20 protein-coding genes are annotated in these 21994 nt (G+C 62.5%); 11 read left to right on the top strand and 9 right to left on the bottom strand.

The window, feature by feature from the left end; genetic code table 11:
• The first annotated feature begins 6 nt into the window (after positions 1 to 6).
• The gene (locus tag ACFOKF_RS20160) at positions 7 to 504 is read left to right on the top strand and encodes a nuclear transport factor 2 family protein (protein WP_380798245.1); all 498 of its coding nucleotides are present in this window, start codon (positions 7 to 9) and stop codon (positions 502 to 504) included.
• Here ACFOKF_RS20160 and ACFOKF_RS20155 read toward each other — a convergent pair.
• Entirely contained in the window at positions 486 to 884 is a 399-nt protein-coding gene (locus tag ACFOKF_RS20155) for a putative quinol monooxygenase (protein ID WP_380798243.1), read from the bottom strand. The two genes, ACFOKF_RS20160 and ACFOKF_RS20155, sit on opposite strands and share 19 nt — an antisense overlap.
• Positions 885 to 998: 114 nt before the next feature.
• Positions 999 to 2156 (bottom strand): aminoglycoside phosphotransferase family protein, encoded by a 1158-nt coding sequence (locus tag ACFOKF_RS20150; protein WP_380798241.1) that lies wholly within the window; start codon positions 2154 to 2156, stop codon positions 999 to 1001.
• Between the two features lie 196 nt (positions 2157 to 2352).
• Between ACFOKF_RS20150 and ACFOKF_RS20145 the strand changes: the two genes are divergently transcribed.
• From ACFOKF_RS20145 to ACFOKF_RS20135, 3 genes are read left to right on the top strand one after another with little or no spacing between them, the layout of a single operon-like run.
• Complete coding sequence (locus ACFOKF_RS20145) at positions 2353 to 3180, top strand: SDR family NAD(P)-dependent oxidoreductase (RefSeq protein WP_380798239.1); 828 nt, start codon at positions 2353 to 2355, stop codon at positions 3178 to 3180.
• A gap of 31 nt (positions 3181 to 3211) precedes the next feature.
• On the top strand, positions 3212 to 4267 hold the full coding sequence (locus ACFOKF_RS20140; protein WP_380798237.1) for a phosphotransferase family protein: 1056 nt from the start codon (positions 3212 to 3214) through the stop codon (positions 4265 to 4267).
• A complete protein-coding gene (locus ACFOKF_RS20135; RefSeq protein ID WP_380798235.1) occupies positions 4264 to 4773 on the top strand; it encodes a hypothetical protein in 510 nt (169 codons plus the stop codon). Before ACFOKF_RS20140 ends, ACFOKF_RS20135 begins: the two co-directional genes overlap by 4 nt.
• A 45-nt stretch (positions 4774 to 4818) precedes the next feature.
• Here the strand turns inward: ACFOKF_RS20135 and ACFOKF_RS20130 are convergent, their stop codons facing one another.
• A complete protein-coding gene (locus tag ACFOKF_RS20130; RefSeq protein WP_380798233.1) occupies positions 4819 to 5667 on the bottom strand; it encodes an SDR family NAD(P)-dependent oxidoreductase in 849 nt (282 codons plus the stop codon).
• A gap of 87 nt (positions 5668 to 5754) precedes the next feature.
• Positions 5755 to 8196, bottom strand: coding sequence for a TonB-dependent receptor (locus ACFOKF_RS20125; protein ID WP_380798231.1), 2442 nt, complete (start codon positions 8194 to 8196; stop codon positions 5755 to 5757).
• Positions 8197 to 8447: 251 nt separating this feature from the next.
• Between ACFOKF_RS20125 and ACFOKF_RS20120 the strand changes: the two genes are divergently transcribed.
• Positions 8448 to 9857 (top strand): FAD-dependent oxidoreductase, encoded by a 1410-nt coding sequence (locus tag ACFOKF_RS20120; RefSeq protein WP_380798229.1) that lies wholly within the window; start codon positions 8448 to 8450, stop codon positions 9855 to 9857.
• Positions 9858 to 9886: 29 nt separating this feature from the next.
• Complete coding sequence (locus ACFOKF_RS20115; RefSeq protein WP_380798227.1) at positions 9887 to 11353, top strand: phosphotransferase family protein; 1467 nt, start codon at positions 9887 to 9889, stop codon at positions 11351 to 11353.
• Here ACFOKF_RS20115 and ACFOKF_RS20110 read toward each other — a convergent pair.
• Entirely contained in the window at positions 11350 to 12363 is a 1014-nt protein-coding gene (locus tag ACFOKF_RS20110; protein ID WP_380798225.1) for an alcohol dehydrogenase catalytic domain-containing protein, read from the bottom strand. The two genes, ACFOKF_RS20115 and ACFOKF_RS20110, sit on opposite strands and share 4 nt — an antisense overlap.
• 81 nt (positions 12364 to 12444) lie before the next feature.
• On the opposite strand from ACFOKF_RS20110, the gene ACFOKF_RS20105 reads away from it, so the two are divergent.
• Positions 12445 to 13533: a phosphotransferase gene (locus ACFOKF_RS20105; RefSeq protein ID WP_380798224.1), complete on the top strand. Its 1089-nt coding sequence runs from the start codon at positions 12445 to 12447 to the stop codon at positions 13531 to 13533.
• 33 nt (positions 13534 to 13566) lie between these two features.
• On the opposite strand, the gene ACFOKF_RS20100 is transcribed toward ACFOKF_RS20105, so the two are convergent.
• A complete protein-coding gene (locus ACFOKF_RS20100) occupies positions 13567 to 14358 on the bottom strand; it encodes an SDR family NAD(P)-dependent oxidoreductase (RefSeq protein WP_380798222.1) in 792 nt (263 codons plus the stop codon).
• 113 nt (positions 14359 to 14471) lie between these two features.
• Between ACFOKF_RS20100 and ACFOKF_RS20095 the strand changes: the two genes are divergently transcribed.
• Positions 14472 to 15608: an NADH:flavin oxidoreductase gene (locus ACFOKF_RS20095; RefSeq protein WP_380798220.1), complete on the top strand. Its 1137-nt coding sequence runs from the start codon at positions 14472 to 14474 to the stop codon at positions 15606 to 15608.
• Positions 15609 to 15669: 61 nt separating this feature from the next.
• Entirely contained in the window at positions 15670 to 15987 is a 318-nt protein-coding gene (locus ACFOKF_RS20090; protein WP_380798219.1) for a 2Fe-2S iron-sulfur cluster-binding protein, read from the top strand.
• A 15-nt stretch (positions 15988 to 16002) separates the two neighbouring features.
• On the opposite strand, the gene ACFOKF_RS20085 is transcribed toward ACFOKF_RS20090, so the two are convergent.
• Both ACFOKF_RS20085 and ACFOKF_RS20080 read right to left on the bottom strand, forming a co-directional pair.
• Positions 16003 to 17637 carry a GMC family oxidoreductase gene (locus tag ACFOKF_RS20085; RefSeq protein ID WP_380798218.1) on the bottom strand — a complete coding sequence of 545 codons (1635 nt, stop codon included), beginning with the start codon at positions 17635 to 17637 and terminating at the stop codon, positions 16003 to 16005.
• Between the two features lie 22 nt (positions 17638 to 17659).
• On the bottom strand, positions 17660 to 18934 hold the full coding sequence (locus tag ACFOKF_RS20080) for a cytochrome P450 (RefSeq protein WP_380798217.1): 1275 nt from the start codon (positions 18932 to 18934) through the stop codon (positions 17660 to 17662).
• A 267-nt stretch (positions 18935 to 19201) separates the two neighbouring features.
• On the opposite strand from ACFOKF_RS20080, the gene ACFOKF_RS20075 reads away from it, so the two are divergent.
• Positions 19202 to 19480 (top strand): hypothetical protein, encoded by a 279-nt coding sequence (locus ACFOKF_RS20075; RefSeq protein ID WP_380798215.1) that lies wholly within the window; start codon positions 19202 to 19204, stop codon positions 19478 to 19480.
• 60 nt (positions 19481 to 19540) lie between these two features.
• Positions 19541 to 20782, top strand: coding sequence for a cytochrome P450 (locus ACFOKF_RS20070; RefSeq protein WP_380798214.1), 1242 nt, complete (start codon positions 19541 to 19543; stop codon positions 20780 to 20782).
• A 35-nt stretch (positions 20783 to 20817) separates the two neighbouring features.
• On the opposite strand, the gene ACFOKF_RS20065 is transcribed toward ACFOKF_RS20070, so the two are convergent.
• Positions 20818 to 21972, bottom strand: a complete 1155-nt coding sequence (locus ACFOKF_RS20065; RefSeq protein ID WP_380798212.1) for a phosphotransferase — start codon at positions 21970 to 21972, stop codon at positions 20818 to 20820.
• Positions 21973 to 21994: the final 22 nt, after the last annotated feature.

Below are 21994 nucleotides of genomic sequence, written 5' to 3'. Positions count from 1 at the left end.
AGAGGCATGACGCTGGAGGAAATGCTGGCGCGCGAGGCGATCCGCTACACGATCGCACTCTATAATCGGGCGTCCGATACGGCCGATTATGCGCTGCATCATCATGTCTTTCATCCCGATGCGCTGTTCGAAGTGCAGGGGCAGGGCGCGTTGCAGGGGCCTGACGCCATCATCGCGATGCTGCTGCCCGCGGCGCGGCGGCGCGGCGCATTCGATCCTGGCAATTTCCAGCGGCATAATCTGACCACGACGATGATCGATTTCACCGCGCCGGACCGGGCGACGGCAACGACCTATATCATCGTCGTCACCGAATTGGGGATCGACCATGCCGGCCGCTATGATGACGAGTTCGTGGCGTATGGCGACCGATGGCTGATCGCGCGCCGGCGCGCGACGATGGAATGGTCGCGGCCGGATTCGCGGTTCGTGCGCTGGCTGGGGATTGGCCGGCCGGTCGATACGGCCAGCGACGCACCGGATGCTTATAAAAATTCGGCGTAGTTCGTCGCGGTTTGCGGGTGGACGGTGGACTTGCCCTGCGCATAGACGTCGAAAATATCCGGTCCCATTTCCAGGCCGTTGAACAATTCCATCGTCATCGGACCACTGCACAGGTCGAGCATCTGGCTGACCAGTTGCTTGAAGGCGTCGGTCTTGCGGATGGCGTTCACCGCTTCCTCATTCTTGTAGGATTCGATCGCGACCATGACATTGGGATCGCGGCCAAAGCCGTAAAAGACGAAATTGGCATTTTCCTGCATGAATTCCGTGGCATTTTGCCAGAGCGGGTTGAAGATCGCCAGAAATGCGTCCCGCTTGCCCGGTTTGATCGGGTAGCGGGATATGAAGATGTTCGATTGGGTGACGATGATGCCTGTCATATGTCCTCTCCCTTGTCAGCAGCCTTACCGGCTGCCGCAATTTGCATGCAATAAAGAATGTATGTTATCAAGGGCGGATCGGGATGAAGTATGGCATCCCGTTCCCGTCATCTGTCAGTCGAATGCGTCCAGCGCGCCATAATCGTCGATCGCGGTGCCCATGCGGCGCAGAAATTCCAGCGTCGTATGTTCCGGCTGCATCGCGGGCATATCGTCGGTCGGGCGCATGGTGATCGTCCAGAAGGCGAAGGCGGTGAACATCTGCTGCCGGACATTGCGCAGCGCATCGTCAAAATCGATCTTCGCCACGCCCTTCTGCGCCATCAGGTCGATATAAAGGCGGAGCAGATCCTCCAGCCATGCGCGGCGCTGCTCCACGGTCAGCGCGGTCAGGGTGGAGAAGATGAAGTCGCGGCTCCAGTGGCCGATCGTGGTCAATTGCCAGTCGGCCAACCCCAAACGGTCATCGGGCGTAATATACCAGTTCTTCAGATGCACATCGCTGTGAATGAGGGTGCGGGGCAGGTCCAGATGGCGGGCGACGGACCGTTCGGTGGCGTCCCAGATCTCGCTGCTGCGGCGGACCAGACCGGCGGGCAGGACATGGGCCGCCGCATCAACGCCTTTGGCGCAAAAGTCGGGAAAGTCGGGTGCGCCGTGCATCATGTCGCGCCACCAGACCGGCCAATGTTTGAAGGGCAGGGTGGCGCTGCCCAGTTCCGGGCTTTCATAGAAGCGGGAGTGGAGGCTGGACAGCGTCGTCACCAGCGCTTCGGCCTGGTTGCGCGTCAGCGTGGTGCGTTCGTCCGGGAAATGCACCTTGCCCGCCATGTCGTCCATCATGATCAGATAGGCGAAACTGTCGGGATCGAATTTGGCGAAGCGCGGCGTCGGCGCTTCGAAATCGATGCCGGGTCGGACGAGATTGTAGAAGTCCGATTCTGCCCGCGCCGTATCCGACACGCCCAGGACGATGCGATTTTCCAGCGTTTCCGCAGCCTTGCAGAAGACCGTGGCGGGCAGGCCGGCGGCCCGGGCCGCGTCATTGTAGGACAGGAAGATGCGACGTCGATTGGAGGAGCCATCGTCCCGTTCATCGAAGCGGAAATCCGTCACCGCGCCGCCCGGTATGTCGGCGCACAGCACGGCCGTCAGCCATTGATGGGTGATTGCTGCATAGCTGGTGGGCACTTCATGCCTCTGGGTCACGGGGCGGTCATGATCGACCTCCGCCGCATAGGCCGCCTTGATCGCTTCCGCCGATGCTCCCATCGATCCTGCTCCTCAAATTTGATCGTTATGAAGCATATGATTAGCTTGTATAGAGATTTTGGCAAGGGTGAGGATGGCGGACGCAATAAGGATTTGCACTTTGGCCATATGCATATAATATGCATGCAAACATGAATGTAAATATAGTTGTGCGTGAGCGGTCAACGGTCGCGCCGGCCATGATGGGAGAGAGGATTTGAACCAGCAAGCCATGGCGTTTGGCCTGGATCTGAAAGGCAAGGTCGCCGTCGTTCTGGGCGCTTCGGCGGAAGGCGGGACAGGCTGGGCGATCGCCGAGACGCTGGCCCGCAATGGCGCTGACGTTGTGGTCGCTGCGCGCAGCCTGCCGCCGCTGGAGCGGCTAGCCGAGCGAATCGGCGGCGCGGCATTCCGCTGCGATGCCGGGGTGGAAGCGGATATAAAGGCGCTGGGTGTCTTTGCGCTGGAACGCTATGGCCGGGTCGACATTGCGGTGAACAGCGCCGGCCTGCCGGTCATGGGCATGATTTCGGAGATGACGCAGACATTGCTGGACGATGCGACCCGCGTCAATTTCCATGGGCCGACCTTCTTCATCAAATATATGGCGGAGGCGATCGGCAGCAACGGATCGATCATCTTCATATCGTCCATGTCGACGACCCATCCGGTGATGCCGCACATCGCCTATGCCGCCGCGAAATCGGCCGCCGATTGCATCGTGCGCTATGCCGCGATCGAATATGGACCGCGCAATATCCGGGTCAATTCGATCCTGCCGGGGCCGATCAATTCGGACATGGCGAAGGAAGCCTTTGCCGATCCCGATTTCGAACGGGCTTACGCGCGGGAAATCCCCGTGGGGCGCGTCGGCTTGCCGGATGATTTCGCCAACGCCGTGCTGTGGCTGGCCGGGCCATCCTATGTCTCCGGCCTGAATTTGCAGGTGAATGGCGGCAATCAACTGACTCGCATGCCGCGCCCCGATGAACTGGCCAAGGGCGCCGATTCCTATGGCTCCGGCAAGGCGCTGGGCGACCGCTGACAAGAGCAACGCATAATGGAGAGGTAGAGGCGTGGAACTGCTGAAACGGCCGCTCGCCGATTATATCCGCCACCTTTATGGGGAAGAGGCGGTGCTGGAACATGATGTGCGCTATCCCCGGGGATCGTCGCGCCTGACCTGGTTTGTCGATTATCGGGAACGGCCCGGCGCTGACCTGTCCTCCATCGTCCTGCGCGCCGATTTCGAGGGCGGGAGTACGATCCACAGCTCGCTGGAGCAGGAATATTTCATGTATGAGCGGCTGGGGCAGAGCGCCGTGCCGGTCGCTCCTGTGCTGCGGTGGGAGGCTGATGCGGAGTGGGCCGAACGCCCTTTCTACATACGTCGGCAGATCAAGGGCGATTGGGAAATCCCGCATTTCAAGGATCCTGATCCCCAATATGATGCGATGCGCATTGCCGCGTCGAAGGAGCATATGCGCAAGCTCGCGCTGGTGCATCAGGTGGACTGGAAGGCGCTCGGCTTTGATGCGCGCCTGTCCGCTCCCGTCAGCCGTGAGGCATGCGCCAGGCACTTCATCGACCGGCTGATGGCGCAACTGGCCGATTTTCAGCGCGAACCCATGCCGGTCGTGGTCGAATGCCTGTCCGCGCTGAAGAAGGGCGCGCCGGGCGCGCCCTGCATTTCGCTGTGCAAGGGTACGAACGGGCTGGGCGAGGAGATATTCCTGGATGGCGAGATCGTCGCCATGAGCGACTGGGAGGAAGCGTCCATCGGCGATCCGGCGGCCGATTTCGCATCCTTGCAGGATCTGATCCCGGAGATTGAGCGGGATGGCGCCAAGCTCTGGGGTCTGGAACAGGCGCTGTCCTATTATCGGGAGGTCAGCGGCATCGACCTGCCGATCGAAAATGTCCATTTCTATCAGCGGATCCGCACGCTGGGCGCCATCCTCTATGGCCACAAGGCGGCCGTGGTTTTGCACAATGGCAAGGCGGATATTCGGCAGGCATGGACCGGGACCGAAGTCTTCCATCTGGCCAAGCGGATGCTGGCCGGCGCGGGCGGCCTGGGAAAGCCCATCGATCCTGCCTGGTTTGCTCAAATGAACGAGACTGTCGCATGACCCCGATCCTGACCCCGACCGCAACCGAAGTGCTGCGCTGCGTGCGCGAAACCATGGAAAGCGGCATCATCCCATCGCTGTCGGGTCGCACCGAACGCAGCAATGCCGCGACGATCCAGCATATGCTGCGCTTTGTGGAGCATCGCATCGACAAGGAAGGGCAGTTGCTGTTCGACGAAATTGCCTATCTGCGCGACCTTTTCCCTGCTGCACTGGATTGGCTGGGCAGCCAATCGGATGCGGGGGGACTGAAGGCCGCGATCGGGCAGGCGATCGACGCGACGCCTGATCCGACCATCTATCCATCGCTTGCGCGCCTGAGCGAAACGGTCGCTGCGTTGCGGCAGCATGTGTGCGATTTGCTGCTGCTGTTACAGGCCGCGCCGGAGAATGATGGTCAGGCGGTCGACCTCCATCAGAGGCTGCGCGATTATATCGTGTGGCAGCTGGAGCAGGAAGGCAGCATGGTGGAACCCGCCTTCATCGGCCATGGACCGCGGCGGTAGCCGAGATTGTTACGGGGCGGCTGCAACGCCGCCCCGCAATCTTGTTCAGGCCGGCGCCGTCTCACCGGACATCATGGCCGCCATCATGGCATCCATCTCCGCGTCGGACAGGCTGTGCGCGGCGGCGATCAGCTGTTCTGCATCGGCGCCGGCCGCATAGCGGGCAGCCGGCGCTGCATCGGTCAGGGCGCGCACCACGACATTGGCGACCTGTTCCGGCGTCGAAGCAGTGCTGATGTGGCTGGCGTGTGCGGCCATGCGGAAGCCGCGATAGAAATGGCCGTAGAGCGCATCGTCCTGCGGCGTCAGTTCTTCGATCATCTGGCTGACCTGCGCCAGTTGCGTGTCGACCATGGGGGTCTTGATCCCGCCCGGCTCCACCAGCGCGACATGGACGCCCTGTCCCGCCACTTCGCGGCGCATGGCGTCGGCCAGCCCCTCCAGGCCGAATTTGGAGGCGCTATATTGGCCGACAAAGGGCATCGCCACCTTGCCCGCCATCGAACTGATGAAGACGATGCGGCCTTTGCTCGCGCGCAGCGACGGGATGGCAGCCTGGAAGATGGCGAGCGCGGACAGGATGTTGACGTCCAGCGTGCGGGCGACCTGATCAAGATCGGCCATTTCCAAAATGCCGATCGGTGCGACGGCTGCGCAGACGGCTACGCCATCCAGCCGATTGTCGCCGATCGCAGCGCGTACGGCCTGAACGACGGAGGCCGGTTGGGAAAGATCGAGCGGGAATGTCGCAACATCCGCGTGCGCGGACGCGACGGCCGCCGCTTCCCGATCATTGAGGACGGATGCGATGACGTCATCGCCCGCCGCCTTGAGCGAAGAAACAAGGGCCGAACCGACCCCGCCAGCGCCGCCAATTACCAGATACCGTGCCATATCCTGCTCCTGAAAATGCCTGTTATGGAAAATGGGTCTGCCGATCATGCACCGGCAGACCCATGGTGGCGATGCAAGATCGGGAGGTTATTGCCCGAACTTGTAGGACAGACGGATCATCACTTCGCGCCCGCGGCTGACCGCGGCGAAGCGATCGCCCGGCACGCCCGCCGCCGTCCCGGTGCCGCTGCCGGTGAAGGGCACGTCGGTCGAGGCGACATAATAATATTTGTTGGTGAGGTTCCGGCCGACCAGTGCGATTTCCCATTGGTCGTCGGTGTCGCCAACACGCAGCGATGCGTCGAGCAGCGTATATTTGGGCATGCGGCCATTGGGCGCGGAGGTCGCGTCCGTCAGGAAGCTGCTAGAATAGTTGGCGTCGACCGACAGGCCCAGCTTGATCGCTTCGCTCAGCGGCGTTTCATAGGAAAAGCCGCTCGACAGGTTCCAGCGCGGGGCGCGGGGGATTTCGGCCCCCGACAAATCCTGCACCGGCGCGCCGGAGGCGCCGATGACGCAGCCCAGCGTCGGCGTCTGGCCATTATAGCAGGGCGCGTTGGCGAAGGCGGCGTAGCGCGCATGATTATAGGCGGCGGCCCCATGAACCGACAGGCCATCGAGCGGCGTGCGATAGTTGAAGTCGAATTCCACGCCCTTGATCTTGGTCGACGCCGCGTTGCGGATGGTGGAACTGGCGTTGGTGAAATTCACCACCTGAAGATCATCGACGCGGTAGGTGTAGGCGGCCATGTTGATGCGCAGCGTGCGGTCCAGCAGAGCGGCTTTCACGCCGGCTTCGAACCCCTTGATGGTCTGCGGGTCATAGGACAGATCGGTGGTCGCGATATTGTCGACCGAGCTGGAATTGAAGCCGCCCGACAGGAAGCCATGCTTATAATTGCCGAAGATCGTCAGATCCTGGGTCGGACGATAGGAGACGCTGATTTCCGGCGAGAAATCATTCCAGTTGCCGCTGCGCTTGACCAGCTGATCGGTGACGTCGACCATATTGTCGAATGTATTGTCGACCGGATCGACGAAGCCGACGCCGCCATTGATGCCGTTCAGCACCTTGGTCAGCTTCTTCTTCTCATAGGAATAGCGGCCGCCGGCGGTGATTTCGATCTGCTCGATCGGCTTGTAGCTCATCTGAAGGAAAGCCGAATAGGCCGTGCCCTTCTGCACGAAATAATAGTTGTTGATCTGGAAGGGGGTGCGCAGCGGAATGAAGCCCAGGCCATTGGCGGTCAGCGAGGCGAGGCCGCTTTCTTCGGCCGCGAACAGGAAGGTCTTCGATCCCGTTTCGGCCTTTGTGACACCGAGGTAGACGCCTGCGGTGAAGTTTAGCGGGCCGTCATAATCCGTCTGGACGCGCAGTTCCTGGCTGAATTCCTTGTCCTTGTAGATGTTGCGGCTGGGCAAAGCGATCGAATAGTCATTTTCGTAATTTTCGGCCTGAATGAGGTCGACATCATAATAGCCGGTGATGGAGGTCAGCTTGACCTCGTCCGACGGGCTATAGTTCATTTCCAGCCCGGTCAGTATCTGGCGCTGACGGCCATAGGGTTCGCCGTCGCGGAAGGTAGGATCGAGCGTGCCGACGATCGGGCCGGAGGAGCCGCGGATGATCTGGTCGTCCGCCTTGCAATTGTCGGTCGATCCCGACTGGGGCGAACCGAACGGGCAATGGATGAACTCGCCTGCCTGGGCCGGGCCGGCATATTTGGTGCGGCCGACATTGACCTTCAGCCGGGCGTCGAAATTGTCCGTCGGCTCCCATTTCACCGTGCCGCGGATCGCATAGTCGCGATTATGGGGCAGGCGCTGTTCCTTGGGATAGAGATAGGCGGTTTCGGGTACCTGATTGTTGAGGTCGCCCTCGATCCGCGAATAATAGCCGGCCAGGCGCACGCCCAGCGTTTCAGTGACGGGGCCGGACACATAGCCTTCCAGGCGCAGTTCGTCAGCGTTGAATTCATAGCCGCCGCTCAGCTTCGCTTCGAAGCTGCTGGTCGGGTCGGCGGTGCGGATGGACACCACGCCGCCCGGGCTGTTCTTGCCATAGAAGAGCGCCTGCGGTCCTTTGAGCACTTCGACCTGGGCGATGTCGGTGTCGCTCATGCGGCGGACGGTCGCCTTGGCGATCTGGACGCCATCAATGTTGAAGGACACGGCCTGATCGCCGAAGGGATTGCTGTCCGGGCCGCTGATGCCGCGCAGCGCGATGTTGCCGCCCTGCACCGATCCGTTCTGCGGGGCGATGATGAGCTGCGGCACGATGCGCGCAATGCCGTCCAGATTGGTGACGGAGCGGCGGGAGAGTTCGCTGGCGCCAACGGCCGTCATCACGACAGGGACCGCGATCGAGGATTCGTCGCGTTTGCGGGCGGTGACGACGATGTCGTCGAGGCTGGCGGTGGGCTGATGCGCCGTGCTGTCGGTGCTACCCTGCGCCATTGCGATGCTGGAGGAGGACGCAAGCAACGCTGCAACGAACAGCGAATCGCGCACGAGGATATGGCTTTTCAACTCTACTCTCCCGGAACATATTTTGGGTCCATTTGACCGACTGCGAACATATAGTATATTAACGTACCATACGTCAAAGGATTATCAGCTTATTGTCAAAATCATGTAGTCGGCTATCGTTTCCCTTGCAATCTGGTACGCTAGAATACTAGATTGCCGTCGCAAACCGGCCAGAAGCAGAAAACGGCCTGATATCTGAGAGCCAAGCCCGGTGCATATCGGGATAAATCGGCATGGAGAGGAATGGGCGCATGAGCACGGATTATGACATCATCGTGGTGGGCGGCGGCGGCGCGGGCATGACCGCCGCGCTGTTTGCGCAGGCGGCCGGCGCGTCGGTCATGCTGCTGGAGGCGGATACGAAGCTGGGCGGCGCGACTCGGCTGTCGGGCGGCGTCGTCTATGCGGCGGGCACCAGCGTCCAGCAGGCGATGGGCATTACGGACAGTCCGCAGGCCATGTATGACTATATCATGACGCTGAACGGCTGGCAGACCCGGCCCGACATCATCCGCCTGTTTGCCGAACGCAGCGCCGCCACGGTCGAATGGCTGGTCAGCCTGGGCGCGGAATATGAGTGGGTGGTGAAATCCGGCGTGGATACGGTGCCACGCGGCCATTGCACCGTCGGCGCGGGCGACACGATCGGCCGCCTGCTGATCAATGAGGTTGGCGCAAAGGGCATAGAAACCGCGCTGGGCACCCGGGTCGATCGATTGCTGGTCGAGGATGGCCGGGTGGTGGGCGTGCATGCGTCGGGCATGGATCTGCGTGCGAAGGCGGTGATCATCACCACGGGCGGTTTTGGCAACAGCCCCGGCATGCGCGCCCGATTTTTCCCGTCCGCCGCCCAGCATGGCGACATCGTCTATTCGGTGCATAATGATGCGCCCTTCATCCTTGGCGACGGCATCAAGCTGGGCGAGGCGATCGGCGCGCAGATTACCGGGCATGATACGGGCCTCGTCCTGCCATCGGCCGGGCTGGTGCCCAATTCGGTGGAGGCCTTCCTGCCGCCCTGGTGCATGCTGGTGAATGACGAAGGGCGCCGCTTCATGCCGGAAAATTCGCCCTATGCTGTCTCTGGCTATCTGATCAACGAACAGTCTGGCGCCCATGCCTGGGCCATATTCGACGAAAAGACTTTGGTGGAGGGCAGCGCCGACAAGCGTTTTTCGGACCCCTATCATACCGGCGAAGTGTCGCAGACCTGGGACGAGGATCTGATTCGCAAACATGTCGAGAGCGGCAAGATCCGCAGGGCCGACACGCTGGAGGCGCTGGCCGATATGGTCGGGATCAATCGTCTGGCGCTGTCGGAGACGGTCGCGCGCTACAACAGTGATGCGCAGGATGGTGTGGACAGCGAATGGGCCAAGCAGGCGCCCAAATATTTCCCGATCGACGCCGCGCCTTATTTCGCGGTGGAGGTGCGGGCATCGGTGATCGGTCAGACCAGCGCCGGGCTGGACATCGATACCAAGGGGCGGGTGCGCGATCGCAACGGGGTCGCCATTCCCGGCCTCTATGCAGCGGGCGAGATATTGGGCTGCGTCCAGGGCAATCGCTATTCGGGTGGGGGCATGGGGGTCGGCAATGCCCTGACCTTTGGCCGACTGGCGGGTGAGGAAGCCGCCGCATCGCTCCGCGTGAACGCCTGAACTATAATCCCGCACCGGGAGAAGAATGAATGTCGATTTCCGCGCGTCTGCTGCGCTCGCTCAACCGTACCGCCGCCATTGTCCATGAAGATGTGGTCTATGCCTCCAATGAGGAGGCGCTGGTCGCATCGCTCAAGATATTGGAGACGCGGGAAAGTTTCCACGATCCGCTGTTTTCCGGTTGGCGCGACCGGCTGGAGGCGCAACTGTCGGGGCTGGTCGATCGCCTGTCCTTGTCCAGCGTCGCGCCCGACTTGTTCGAAGAGGTCGAAGCCATTCGCGCGGCGCTGGCGGGCGCGCCCGATGGCAAGGCAGAGCGGGAGGCAATGCAGCGCGCGACGATGCGAGACTGGTCCTTGCTGGTCGAGCGGCTGGCGTCCGACCCGCGCATTGAGGCGGCCGAGCGGACGCGGATCGTGTTCGAAACGTCGGACGCGGAACTGACGCGCATTGGCGAATTGTGCGGCGACCTGCTGCCGGCCGAGACTATGCAGGATACGGCCGTAACAGCCCCGCGCCTTCAGGCCTATCTGGCGGATCGCTTTGACGATGCCGGCCTGCGCGTCACCGATTTCCGGCCTTTGCCGGGCGGTTATGGCAAGGAAACCATCCTGTTCATGGTCGAGGGGCAGGCGCTGTCCGGCGCGTTCGTCATGCGCCGCGATCGGGACGAGCCGACGATGGATAATGATTGTCATCGCGTGCGCTACGAATTTCCGGTTATTCGGGCGGCCTACGATCATGGCTTCCCCGCGCCCGAAGCGCTTTGGGTGGATGAGGACCATAAGCTGCTGCCCGGCGGCGACTTCCTGATCATGACGCGCGCGCCGGGGACCAGTGGCGGCAATGTCCATGGTGCGGCGGGCAAGGTGGATCACGCACTGGTCGACCTGCTGGCCGGCAGCGTCGCACGGTTGCACCAGTTGCCGCCGATGCGCGAACTGGGCGACCTGACCGACGGGATCGCATCGCATCTGTGGGATCTGCCACTTGCGGAAGTGACGCGCCGCTATATCCAGTCGATCAAGGATCTGTATCTGCGCGAAATGGCGATGCCGTCGCCCGCGGTGCTGGCGCTCTATGGCTGGCTGATGGACAATATTCCCGATGCGCCGGGGCGGCCGGTGCTGCTGCACGGAGATATTGGGTTCCACAATTTCATCGTCGACGACGGACGGCTGAGCGCCGTGGTCGACTGGGAATTTTCCCATATCGGCGATCCGGCCGACGATGTCGGCTATGTCCGCAACACGGTGGGCAATTCGCTCGACTGGAAGGCTTTCATGGACGCTTATCGTGCGGCGGGCGGTCCCGATCTGGATGAGGCGCGGGTGCGTTTCTTCCAGATATGGGGGCATGTCCGCAATTTGACCGCGAGCCAGCTGACGACCAATTGTTTCGAGACGGGCAAGCTGGACGAACTGAAGCTGGGCCATGTCGGCCATTCGATGATGGCCGGATTTCTCCGGCCGATCCGGGATATGATGGCCGGTTAGATTATAGTCGGATCGACCATCACCTTGGCGGCGTGCGATCCGCTGCGCATCGCTTCGAACCGGGCGGGCAGGGCGGCAAGCGAGATCGTCTCGCCGACCAGCGCGCGCGGTTCGAGCGCGCCGGCGTCCAGCGCGTTCACGCACTGGATGAAGTCGGCCAGGCCATAGGCCACACTGAATTGCAGCCTGATGTCCTTGAACATGGCGATGGCGGGCATGATCGGGTCGGGCTGGATGCAGCCGCCCAAACTAAGCACCGTCCCGCCATTGCCGACGAGATTTATCGATTGCTGGATCGCGCCGGATGATCCCGCGCCTTCGATCACGATGTCCGGTGCCCCGCCCAGCATCTGTTCCAGTTGCCGGGGAAGGTCGTCATTTACCGTCAGGAAACCGTCCGCGCCCATGGCGGCCGCCAGCCCTTCATTGCGGCGCGACCGCGCGATCATCGCCACATGGCCAGCGCCCAGCCGCCGCGCCCAGAAGGCGGCGGAAGCGCCGATCGCGCCCGCACCCAGAATGGCGACGCGGCTTTCCGGTCCCAGTGGACCCATTCGCCGCACGCCGCGCAGCGCGGACGCGAGCGGCTCCACCAGCGCGCCATCCGCATATGTCAGCGTGTCGGGCAAGCGGATCGCCTTGCGCGTGTCGATCAGCGTATATTCGCCATAGCCACCCGCCATCGATCGGAGCGCCGTGCAATGGAGGGGCATGTCGGCGCGGCAGGCAGGGCAATCGCCGCAGGCGGACATGGGCAGCGCAGTCACGCGGTCGCCGACCCGGATCGGCGCGGCGTCCGGGCCGACCTCCACCACCTCGCCGGCATATTCATGACCGGGCGCGGTGCCGCAGGGCATGTCGAAGGGGCTGCCGCTGGTCATATGCAGATCCGACCCGCAAATGCCGCAGCGGTGGACGCGGATCAGCGCCTGATGCGGTCCGGGCCGGGGAATGGGGCGGTCTTCAATCGCCAGAGGCAGGCCCGCCTGCACGAAAATCGCCGCCTTCATCGCATCCATCCTCTCATTCTTATAAATATGCTAGCATATCATAATCTAGCGTGCCTATAAGAGCCTGACAAGGAGAGAGACATGGCTGAAACGCTGACCATTCCCCTGCGCTATGATGATATCGATGCGTCCTGGGTGACGGCTGCGCTGCGGCGGAGCTGGCCCGAAGTGGCGGTTTCGCGGGTCGAGCGCGGGCAGGTGTTCGGCTTCAAGCAGAACAAGTTTCGCATCAAGGTGGACTATGCGGCGGGCGGCGAGGGCAAGCCGGACAGTTTCATCGTCAAAGGCAATTTCCCCGGCGAAAATGATCCGGCGACCGGATCGGCCTGGGCCATGGCCAATGAATTGCGGTCTTTCCGCGACATCGTGCCGCTGGTCGCTGCGCCGGCCGGGCCGCGCTGGCACCATATCGACGTCAGCGACGAAGCATCGGCGATCATCATGGAGGATCTGACGCCGCAGGGCGCGACTTTCTTTCATGCGCATCATACGCTCGACTTGGGGCAGGCGATGGCGTTCATGGACGCCTTTGCGCGGATGTATGCCAGCAGTTGGAACAGCCCGATGTTCGCAGAGGGCGGCGCTATGGGGCCGGGGACGCTGGCGCATGAAAATCGCCGAATGGTGAACGACGTCTATTTCCCGACCTTCTTCACGGCCGAGAATTGGCGCAGCTATGTCGAATTGCCGCGCGGGCGGGCTTTGCCGCGCGCCTTTCAGGATATGGGGCGGGCGCAGGAGGCGTGGAGCCGGCTCTGGGCGCTATTGCCGCAGAGCGCGATGGTGGTGATCCATGGCGATGAACATCTGGGCAATCTCTATGTCACGGCCACCGGGCAACCGGGCCTGATCGACTGGGTCGCACGGCCGGAACATTGGCCGATCGGCCTGTCCTATTTCATGCTCTGCGCGCTGGACATTGCCGACCGCAGAATATGGGAAAAGGCGCTGCTGTCGCATTTCCTGACCCGGTTGCGCGCCTATGGCGTGGCGGATGCGCCTTCGTTTGAGGAGGCGTGGTTCTTCTATCGCTGCGCCGCCTTTTATCCGGTCGTCACATGGCTCAACAACAGCGCGGTGTGGCAGCCCGAAGCGATCAACACCGCCAATGTCGTGCGCGCGGCGACCGCTGCGCTGGATCATGACAGTTTCGGCCTGCTGGGACTGTAAGGCCGGGGCGAGGCACGCCTCGCCCCGAACAACTCAAGCTGTCTTGTCGGAGCGATAGGCGTCCGCGCCGCTTTCGACATCCTCCAGCCGGGGCATGCCGGTCAGATGATTGCCGCCGCTGACCGGCAGGTTGACGCCGGTGATGTAGGTCGGGCCAGACAGGAACACGACCGTATCGGCATAATCGCGCGGCAGGCCGACCCTTCCAAGCGGAACATGGCTGGCGTAAAGCTCTTCCACGCCGGGGATGGCGAACAGGCCGGCGGCCAGCGCCGACTTGATCGGGCCGGGCAGCAGCGAATTCACGCGGATGCCGCGCGCGCCATATTCCAGCGCGGCATAGCCGACCAGGCAGTCGGTCGCCGCCTTGGCGCAGGCATAGGCGAAATGCGGCGGTTGCGGCTGTACCGTGCTGTTGGAGGAGATGAGCGTGATCGATCCGCCATCATTCATCACCTGCGTCATGTGACGGATGAAATGGACATGGCCGAAATAATTGACCTCCACGCCGCGCTGCAACTGTTCGGGCGTGACATCGGCGATCATGCTGATGACCGGCAGGGCGGCGGCGTTGACGGCGATGTCGATCGCGCCATGGGTCTGCGCCGCCACGCGCGCCAGATTGGCGATGTCGGTTTCATTGCCGGCGTCGCACTGCACCGCCAGCCCGCCGATCTTTGCGGCCAGCCGCTCCAGCCCGTCCATGGAGCGCGCGGCGACGATCACCTTCGCCCCGGCCTCCGCCAGCGCTTCGGATATGGCCCAGCCGGTTCCGCCTTCCGCCGATGCGCCCAGCACCACGGCGACCTTGTCTTTTAACTGCATGTTCGCTTCCTCTCCTTGCTTTTGCCGCATTCCGGCATATAAGACACATGCACATGATAATAATATGAACTAGATTGCAACCGCTAGTCGTTGTGCAGGACGAGGAGTTTGCCATGCGCATTGCCGCCAGCCCCAGGCTGTTCGATCCGGTGACGATCGGCAGCCTTTCGCTTGCCAACCGGACGGTCATGGCGCCGATGACGCGCTGCTTTTCACCCGACGGCGTGGTGGGACCGGACGTCGCGGCCTATTATCGGCGGCGGGCCGAGGGCGGGGTCGGGCTGATCGTGACCGAGGGCACGTGGATCGACCATCCCAGCGCGTCGAACGAGGACAGCGCGCCGCGCTTCCATGGCGAAGATGCGCTGAACGGGTGGCGTCATGTGGTCGATGAAGTCCATGCGGCCGGCGGCAAGATCGTGCCCCAACTCTGGCATGTGGGCATGACCCGGCGGGCGCAGATCGACAATCTCTATGATGCGATCGAAGAGGACATGACCCTTAAGTCCAGTCCTTCGGGCTATGTGGGGCCGGACGAGCGGGTGGCGCAGGGCAGCAGCGAAGCGGATATTGCGGCCCTGATCGACGCCTATGCGCGCGGCGCGGCCAGCGCGCAGGCACTGGGGTTCGACGGGGTCGAACTGCATGGCGCGCATGGCTATCTGATCGACCAGTTTTTCTGGCACGGCACGAACAGGCGGCAGGACAAATGGGGCGGCGCGGCACTGGCCGATCGGGGACGCTTCGCGGTGGAGGTGGTGCGGGCCTGCCGCCGCGCCGTCGGCCCCGACTTTCCAATCCTGTTTCGCTTTTCGCAATGGAAACAGCAGGACTATGCCGCGAAGCTGGCGACGACGCCGGGCGAACTGGCGACCCTGCTGGAGCCGCTGACGGATGCGGGCGTCGATATGTTCCATGCGTCGCAGCGGCGTTTCTGGGAGCCGGAATTTGCCGACAGTCCGCTCAATCTGGCGGGCTGGGCGCGCAAGCTGACGGGGCGGTCCTCCATCACGGTCGGATCGCTGGGGATCGAGAAGGAAATGCTCGACACGATGTTTTCGGGATCGCAGGCCGCGCCATCGCTGGGGCGGCTGGAGAGCCTGAACATCATGCTGGAGCGCGGCGATTTCGATCTGGTCGCGATCGGCCGGGCGCTGCTGGTCGATCCCAACTGGGTCGATAAGGTGCGGCGTAGCGCCCATGACGAACTGCAACCCTATAGCCCGGCGTCGCTGGCGACCCTTTCGTGACGCGCGGTTGCGCGTTTTCCCATGGCTGCAGGATCGGCCCCACCCCTATCGGAATGACGACATGGCGAAATTGAACCTGGTGAAGCGCGACGGGACTAGCCTGGAGATTGAAGGCGAACCCGGCATATCCGTCATGGAGATGATCCGCGACCATGGCGTGGACGAATTGATGGCCTTGTGCGGCGGATGCTGTTCCTGCGCGACCTGCCATGTCTTCCTGTCCGACGCCGATATGGGCCGCACGGGGGAGGTCAGCGCAGATGAAGACGATCTGCTGGACAGTTCCGATCATCGACAGACCGGATCGCGCCTGTCCTGCCAGATTATCTGGACGGAGGCTCTGGACGGACTGACGGTGACGATCGCGCCGGAGGACTGATCCGGCGCGCGTACTTCAGGCAGCGTTGCGCAGCGCCTCATCCTCCAGGATCAGGTCGGCTGCGCGCCAGCCGGTGGCCATGGCCGGGCCGTTGGTATTGCCCGAAATCAGGCCCGGCATGATCGAACAGTCTACGACGCGCAGGCCATGGACACCGCGCACCCGCGCGCGTTCGTCCACAACCGATCGTTCATCCCGCCCCATGCGGCAACTGCGCACGGCATGGGTGCCGCACAGGGCGATGCGGCGGATGGCGGCCAATATGTCTGCGTCGCTCTGGTGCGCCACGCCCGGCGACATTTCCTCGCCGACATAGGGCGCCAGCGCCGGCTGGGCGACATAGGCGCGGATATAGCGCACCATCTCGATCGCGGCGCGCTGGTCAGTTTCGCTCGACAGCCAGTTGGGGTTGATGATCAGCGGCGCATCGGGATCGGCACTGCTCAGATCGAGCGATCCTTCGCTGTCCAGGCCGATCAGTTGCGCCGTGATGCTCATGCCCGGTACGGCTTCGACCGACTGCATCGGGGCGACCGTGTCCTTTTCCTTCTCCTCGGGAATATCCAGCGTCCAGCCGCTGACATAGAGCTGCGCATTGGGGCGGTCGCGATCCGGGCTGGTGCGGATGAACGCGCCCACCTCCATTGCGCCATTGGCCAGCGGGCCGGATTTCAGCATCAGATATTGGGCGACGCTGGCGGCCAGCCCCACGCCCCGCAGGCGGTGATTGATGCCGCGCTCACCGCCCTTCAGCCGATAGGTGGCGATCATGCCCAGATGTTCGAGCACGCGCCGGCCGACATCGGGGCTGTCGTGCAGGACCGGGATGCCCAGCGCGCGGAGTTTCTCTGCGGGGCCGATGCCTGAGAGTTGCAGCAGTTTGGGGCTGCCGATCGTACCGGTGCTCAGGATGATCTCGCCATGGCAGGCATAATAGGTTCGCTGACCATCGACGCGGCATTCGACACCGGCGGCACGCCGCCCGTCGAAGCGGATGCGGTCGGCATAGACATTGGTCACGACATGGAGGTTCGGCCGATGCCGCACCGGATCGAGGAAGGCGACGGCGGAGCTTTGCCGGCGGCCTTTCCGGATATTATAGCAATAATAGCCGATCCCCTCCTGATCTTCCCGATTGAGATCTTCATAATGGCGCGGCAGCCCCATTTGCACGCCCGCTTCGATCGCGCGTTCGGCCAGTGGATAGCGGAATTTGTTGGTGGTGATATGCACCGGGCCGCCCACGCCGCGCACGCCATCGTCGCCCAGTTCATGATCCTCGATCGCGCGATAGGCCTGCTTCATCTGCGCCCAGGACCAGTCGGACCCGGCCTCCCCTTCCCAGATATCGAAATCCTGCGGCTGGCCGCGCACATAGATCATGCCGTTGATGGCCGACGATCCGCCCAGGCCACGGCCGCGCTGCCAGACTTCGGATGGCGCATCGGCCGACCCCACCGGATAGGTCCAGGCATGATTGGGGTCCGTTACCAGCTTGCCAATCCCCTTGGGCATCGACACCATGAAGCTGTTGTTCGTGCCGCCCGCCTCCAGCAGCAGCACGCGATTGCGGGGATTTTGCGACAGGCGATTGGCCAGCACGCAGCCGGCCGACCCCGCGCCGACGATGATATAATCGTAGCTGGCCATATCTCTCTCCTGTTGGTTTTCGTCAGGCGGCGCGCGACTGGCTCGTCCTGCGGGTGATGCGGATCGGCAGGTCACTTAGTGCGTGGAAGGCGAAGACCGGGTCATAGCGGACCGCGTCTGGCGGCACGGCCAGTTCCACCGCCTCGAAATCGTCCAGCCACCGGCTGATCGCCGATTGTAGTTCGGCCCGCGCCAGAAAGCTGCCGACGCAATGATGCACGCCCATGCCGAAACTGATGTGGGACCGCTTGTTCTTCCGGTCGAGATCGATCGTCTGCGGTTCGGGGAAGCTCTCTTCATCCTGCCCGCCCGACGCCCACATGGCAAAGATGGTGGCGCCGCGCGGCAGGGCGATGCCGCCTATTTCCGTATCCTGAAGGACGGTGCGCGGCGTGGTGATGGCCGGGGCGTGGACGCGCAGCACTTCCTCGATAAAATCGGGGATCTTGGCCCGTTCCGATTGCAGCCGCGCCCACAGATCCGGCCGGGTCGCCAGCACGAACATGGCGGAGGACAGCGCGTTGCGGGTGGTTTCATTGCCGGCAATCACCAGCACATGGCACATCGACAATTGTTCTTCGATGCTGAGCGGCTGGCCATTGATACTGGCGGTTGCGATCGCGCTGACCAGATTATCCTGCGGATCGCGGCGATAGCGGTCGAGGATATCGACGAAATAGCGATAGCCCTTCACGATGGTCCGTGTCGCCTCGATCGCGCGAGGCAGCGGATGGACGGGATCGACCAGATGGGTGAATTCGTCCGAGTAGAATTTGAGGAAGGCGGCGTCGGCATAGGGCATGCCCAGGATCAGGCAGATCGCCTCCAGCGGCAGGGGAACGGCAAAGGCGTCAACGAAATTGACGGCTTCGCGATCCGGGATCGCCGCCATCAGCCGATCGACGATGCGATCGATTTCCGGCTGCAATGCGATGATCTTGCGCCGATTGAGCGCCTGTTCGGCTATCTGGCGATAGGCGAGCGACACGGGCGGATCGGTGGCTTGCAGCGTCTGAACGACCTTATATCCCGCCTCGGCAAACACTTCGGCAATGGCGGGTTCGAACTCGCCCCAGCGCCAGACGGTGGGAATGGGCGTGTTGGAAAATATGTCAGTGCTGCGCGCGATCGCCTCTATGTCGCGCTTGCGGGTGGCCAGGAATACCGGCGCGGGGGACGGAATAGGGAGTTGATACACCGGCGCTTCCTGCCGCAGCATCGCCCAGCCGGGTCCGGGCGCGGACAGGTGATCGGGACTGAACGGGTTGAAGCTGGCCAGATCGTTACCCTGGGTCATGCCGGTTCCTCCGCATGGGGTTACGGAAATGGGTCGATCCCGCTGGAACGGCGCCTCTCCGAAACCGAAATTGGGCCTTGTCCGGCAGGTCTGATGGCCGGTGGTCCCCTTGTGGTCATCAGCTTATGCACAAGAATGATATTCTGCAATACCATATGCATGCTTATTCAATGCTGATGTAATATAGTATGCTAGAATATTATATGTTGCGCTAGCACACCATATGCCGCATGGGCGAGGGGAAACACATTATGAGAGGATTGCGCCATGTTCCTTCGCCCTGCCTTGGCCCTTATGCTCGCCATCGCCAGCCTGTCGTCCGTCCATGCGGCAGCGCCCGCCATTGATCGCAATGCCCGCATCTATTCTGCCGATGGGGCCGTGCTGGGCAAGGTCGATCGCTTGCTGATGAAGGGCGATGAGCTGACCGGCGTTCAGCTGATCTTCGGCAGCAAGATGATCGTCATCCCGGCCGATACGCTGACGGTTGAGGAAACAGGTGTGAAGACCAGCCTGACCCGGAAGGAAGTGCGCGCACTTCGATAAGACAGAGATGGAATGTCAGCCGGCGCTGGCCGCACGCACAAGAACAGATGGAGATGATGCATGACCCAGACGATCGAGGCGCCCGCGCCGCTCAGTTTCGCCGACCCCGCCGTCCAGCGTTGCCCCTTTTCCAGCTATGCCGGGCTGCGCGATGAACAGCCAGTCTATGTCGACCCGCTGACCGGCAATTATGTGCTGACCCGCTATGATGATATTCGCAAGGCGCTGCTGAATGTGAAGGTGCTGCGCAATCGCACTGGCCTGAACGCCACGCGCAACGATGCGGCGGCCAATGCGGTCTATGAAGAGAAGGGCTGGATGCCGATCGACACTTTGGTGTCGAACGATCCGCCCGATCACCGTACCTATCGGACGCTGGTGGACAAGGTGTTCACGCCCGCGCGGGTCATGGCGCTGGAACCGCGGATCGAGGAGATTATCGAGGAACTGATCGATGGCTTCATCGATGCGCCGGAGATCGATTTCCTCCAGGCCTTTGCCGTGCGCTTGCCGATGTTCGTGATCGCCGAGCAACTGGGCGTGCCCCGGTCCGACATGGATCGGTTCAAGCTCTGGTCGGATGTGTCGGTGGAATCGGTCAGTCCGGTTCTGACGTCGCAGCGCGAGGTGGAGATTGCCGAACTGCTGACCGACATGCAACGCTATCTGGCGGCGGAGATCGAGCGGGTGCGCGAAACGCCCAATGAGACGCTGATCAGCCATCTGGCCAATACGGAGACGGATGGCCGTCTGCTCGACATGCGCGAATTGCTGAGCATCATTCACCAGTTGCTGGTGGCGGGGAATGAGACGACGACCACGACGCTGGCATCGGGTATGAAGCTGATGATTGAGCAGCCTGCATTGGCCGAGGCAATCTTTGCCGATCCCACCCGTGCCAAGCCCTTCGTGGAAGAGACGCTGCGGCTATTGTCGCCGATCCAGACTTTGTTCCGCCGTGTTGCCGAGGATGTGGAGATTGCCGGGACGACAATTCCGGCGGGCGCATTGGTGGAGGTGCGTTATGGCGCGGCCAACCGTGATCCGCGCCAATATGCCGCGCCGGACGTCATCGATCTGGATCGGAAAAATGCGTCCAGCCATCTGGCCTTTGGCGCAGGACCGCATCTGTGCATCGGCAACCAGTTGGCGCGGGGCGAATTGCGGCTTGCCTTCCAGCATCTGACCCGGCGGCTGACCAACATGCGCGCGACCCGCGGCGAGGACAGCTATCGCTGGATGACCAGCTATATCGCCCATGGCCCGGACCAGTTGTGGATGGCGTTCGACAAGCGGGGGTAAAAGGGGAAGGGGCCGGTCCATACCGGTCCCCTTCTTCAGTCAAGGCTGTCGAGCGCGTCGAGATCGTCCATGGCGGTCGCGATGCGGTGGATGAACTCCAGCGTGATGTCGCGGGGCTGCATGTCGGGCACATCGCCCAGCGGCGTCAGCGTCATCGTCCACCAGGCCAGAGTCGTCAGCAATTGCTGGCGATAATTGCGCCATGCGTCGTCGAACGGCACGGCCTCGCCACCAGCTGCGGCGAAGGCCTCCAGATAATAGGCCAGCAGGTCTTTCTCCCACAGGCGGCGTTGCTCGACCGTTAGAGCGGTGGAGATGGTGTAGGCGACATCGCGCGACCAATGCCCCTTCGACGTCACCTGCCAGTCGGACAGGCCCATCCGGCCGTCGCCGGTGATGTACCAGTTCTTCAGATGCACATCGCCATGGGTGATGGTCAGCGGCAATTCGCCATGCCGGGCCGATGCTCGCATGGTGGCGGACCAGACTTCGTCCTGCCGCGCCATCAGGCGGGCGGGCGCGACGTCTCCCGCTTCGCGCAGGCCAGCCTCGCACATGCCCTTGAAGTCATGATCGCGATCCAACGCCAGGAAGCGATCATCATAGCGGAACATATGCGCCAGTTCCCGATCGAGTTGCGGCGATCGGTAGAAATGGCCGTGCAGGGTAGCCAGCACGCGCATCTGGTCCTGCACGCGCTCCAGCGTCATCTGGGTATGATGGTTGCAGAAACTGACCGAGCCGCCGAGATCCTTCAGCATTACGATCGACGCATAGGAGTCCGGATCATAGGTGGCGAGATAGGCCTGTGGCGCCTCGATCGCGAGTTGCGGCCTGATCTGGTTGTAGAAGCTCGTTTCGCTGAGCAGCGCCGATGTCGACAGCAGTAGTCGGTTGCGCAGGTCGACCGTGGCTTTGCAGAAGACCGACGCGGGCAGGCCCGCCGCTTGGCCCGCCTCATTATAGTCCAGATAGATGCGCCGTCGGTTGGAGGTGCCGGAATCGGGCACGTCCAGTCGCACCGCGACCACCCGTGCATCCGGGTGATCGGCGCAGACTATGTGGGTCATCCATTCGGGCGTGATCGCCTCATAGCGCCAGGGGATGTCGCCCGGCGCAACCGCCGGCCTGTCCTCACGCTGGTCGCGGGCGAAAGCGGCCTTGATCCGGTCGGTCTTCTCGCCGTTCATGCCGTTAATCCTGCTTGTCTGT

Source organism: Sphingobium rhizovicinum, from assembly GCF_042647625.1.
Lineage (GTDB): Bacteria > Pseudomonadota > Alphaproteobacteria > Sphingomonadales > Sphingomonadaceae > Sphingobium > Sphingobium rhizovicinum.
This window is presented reverse-complemented; position numbering and strand designations above follow the sequence as displayed.

Bases quoted from the DNA above. Each gene is read 5' to 3' on its own strand.
- ACFOKF_RS20160 (WP_380798245.1), top strand. From the start codon at position 7: ATGACGCTGGAGGAAATGCTGGCGCGCGAGGCGATCCGCTACACGATC.
- ACFOKF_RS20155 (WP_380798243.1), bottom strand. From the start codon at position 884: ATGACAGGCATCATCGTCACCCAATCGAACATCTTCATATCCCGCTAC.
- ACFOKF_RS20150 (WP_380798241.1), bottom strand. From the start codon at position 2,156: ATGGGAGCATCGGCGGAAGCGATCAAGGCGGCCTATGCGGCGGAGGTC.
- ACFOKF_RS20135 (WP_380798235.1), top strand. From the start codon at position 4,264: ATGACCCCGATCCTGACCCCGACCGCAACCGAAGTGCTGCGCTGCGTG.
- ACFOKF_RS20130 (WP_380798233.1), bottom strand. From the start codon at position 5,667: ATGGCACGGTATCTGGTAATTGGCGGCGCTGGCGGGGTCGGTTCGGCC.
- ACFOKF_RS20120 (WP_380798229.1), top strand. From the start codon at position 8,448: ATGAGCACGGATTATGACATCATCGTGGTGGGCGGCGGCGGCGCGGGC.
- ACFOKF_RS20115 (WP_380798227.1), top strand. From the start codon at position 9,887: ATGTCGATTTCCGCGCGTCTGCTGCGCTCGCTCAACCGTACCGCCGCC.
- ACFOKF_RS20110 (WP_380798225.1), bottom strand. From the start codon at position 12,363: ATGAAGGCGGCGATTTTCGTGCAGGCGGGCCTGCCTCTGGCGATTGAA.
- ACFOKF_RS20105 (WP_380798224.1), top strand. From the start codon at position 12,445: ATGGCTGAAACGCTGACCATTCCCCTGCGCTATGATGATATCGATGCG.
- ACFOKF_RS20100 (WP_380798222.1), bottom strand. From the start codon at position 14,358: ATGCAGTTAAAAGACAAGGTCGCCGTGGTGCTGGGCGCATCGGCGGAA.
- ACFOKF_RS20095 (WP_380798220.1), top strand. From the start codon at position 14,472: ATGCGCATTGCCGCCAGCCCCAGGCTGTTCGATCCGGTGACGATCGGC.
- ACFOKF_RS20090 (WP_380798219.1), top strand. From the start codon at position 15,670: ATGGCGAAATTGAACCTGGTGAAGCGCGACGGGACTAGCCTGGAGATT.
- ACFOKF_RS20085 (WP_380798218.1), bottom strand. From the start codon at position 17,637: ATGGCCAGCTACGATTATATCATCGTCGGCGCGGGGTCGGCCGGCTGC.
- ACFOKF_RS20080 (WP_380798217.1), bottom strand. From the start codon at position 18,934: ATGACCCAGGGTAACGATCTGGCCAGCTTCAACCCGTTCAGTCCCGAT.
- ACFOKF_RS20075 (WP_380798215.1), top strand. From the start codon at position 19,202: ATGTTCCTTCGCCCTGCCTTGGCCCTTATGCTCGCCATCGCCAGCCTG.
- ACFOKF_RS20070 (WP_380798214.1), top strand. From the start codon at position 19,541: ATGACCCAGACGATCGAGGCGCCCGCGCCGCTCAGTTTCGCCGACCCC.
- ACFOKF_RS20065 (WP_380798212.1), bottom strand. From the start codon at position 21,972: ATGAACGGCGAGAAGACCGACCGGATCAAGGCCGCTTTCGCCCGCGAC.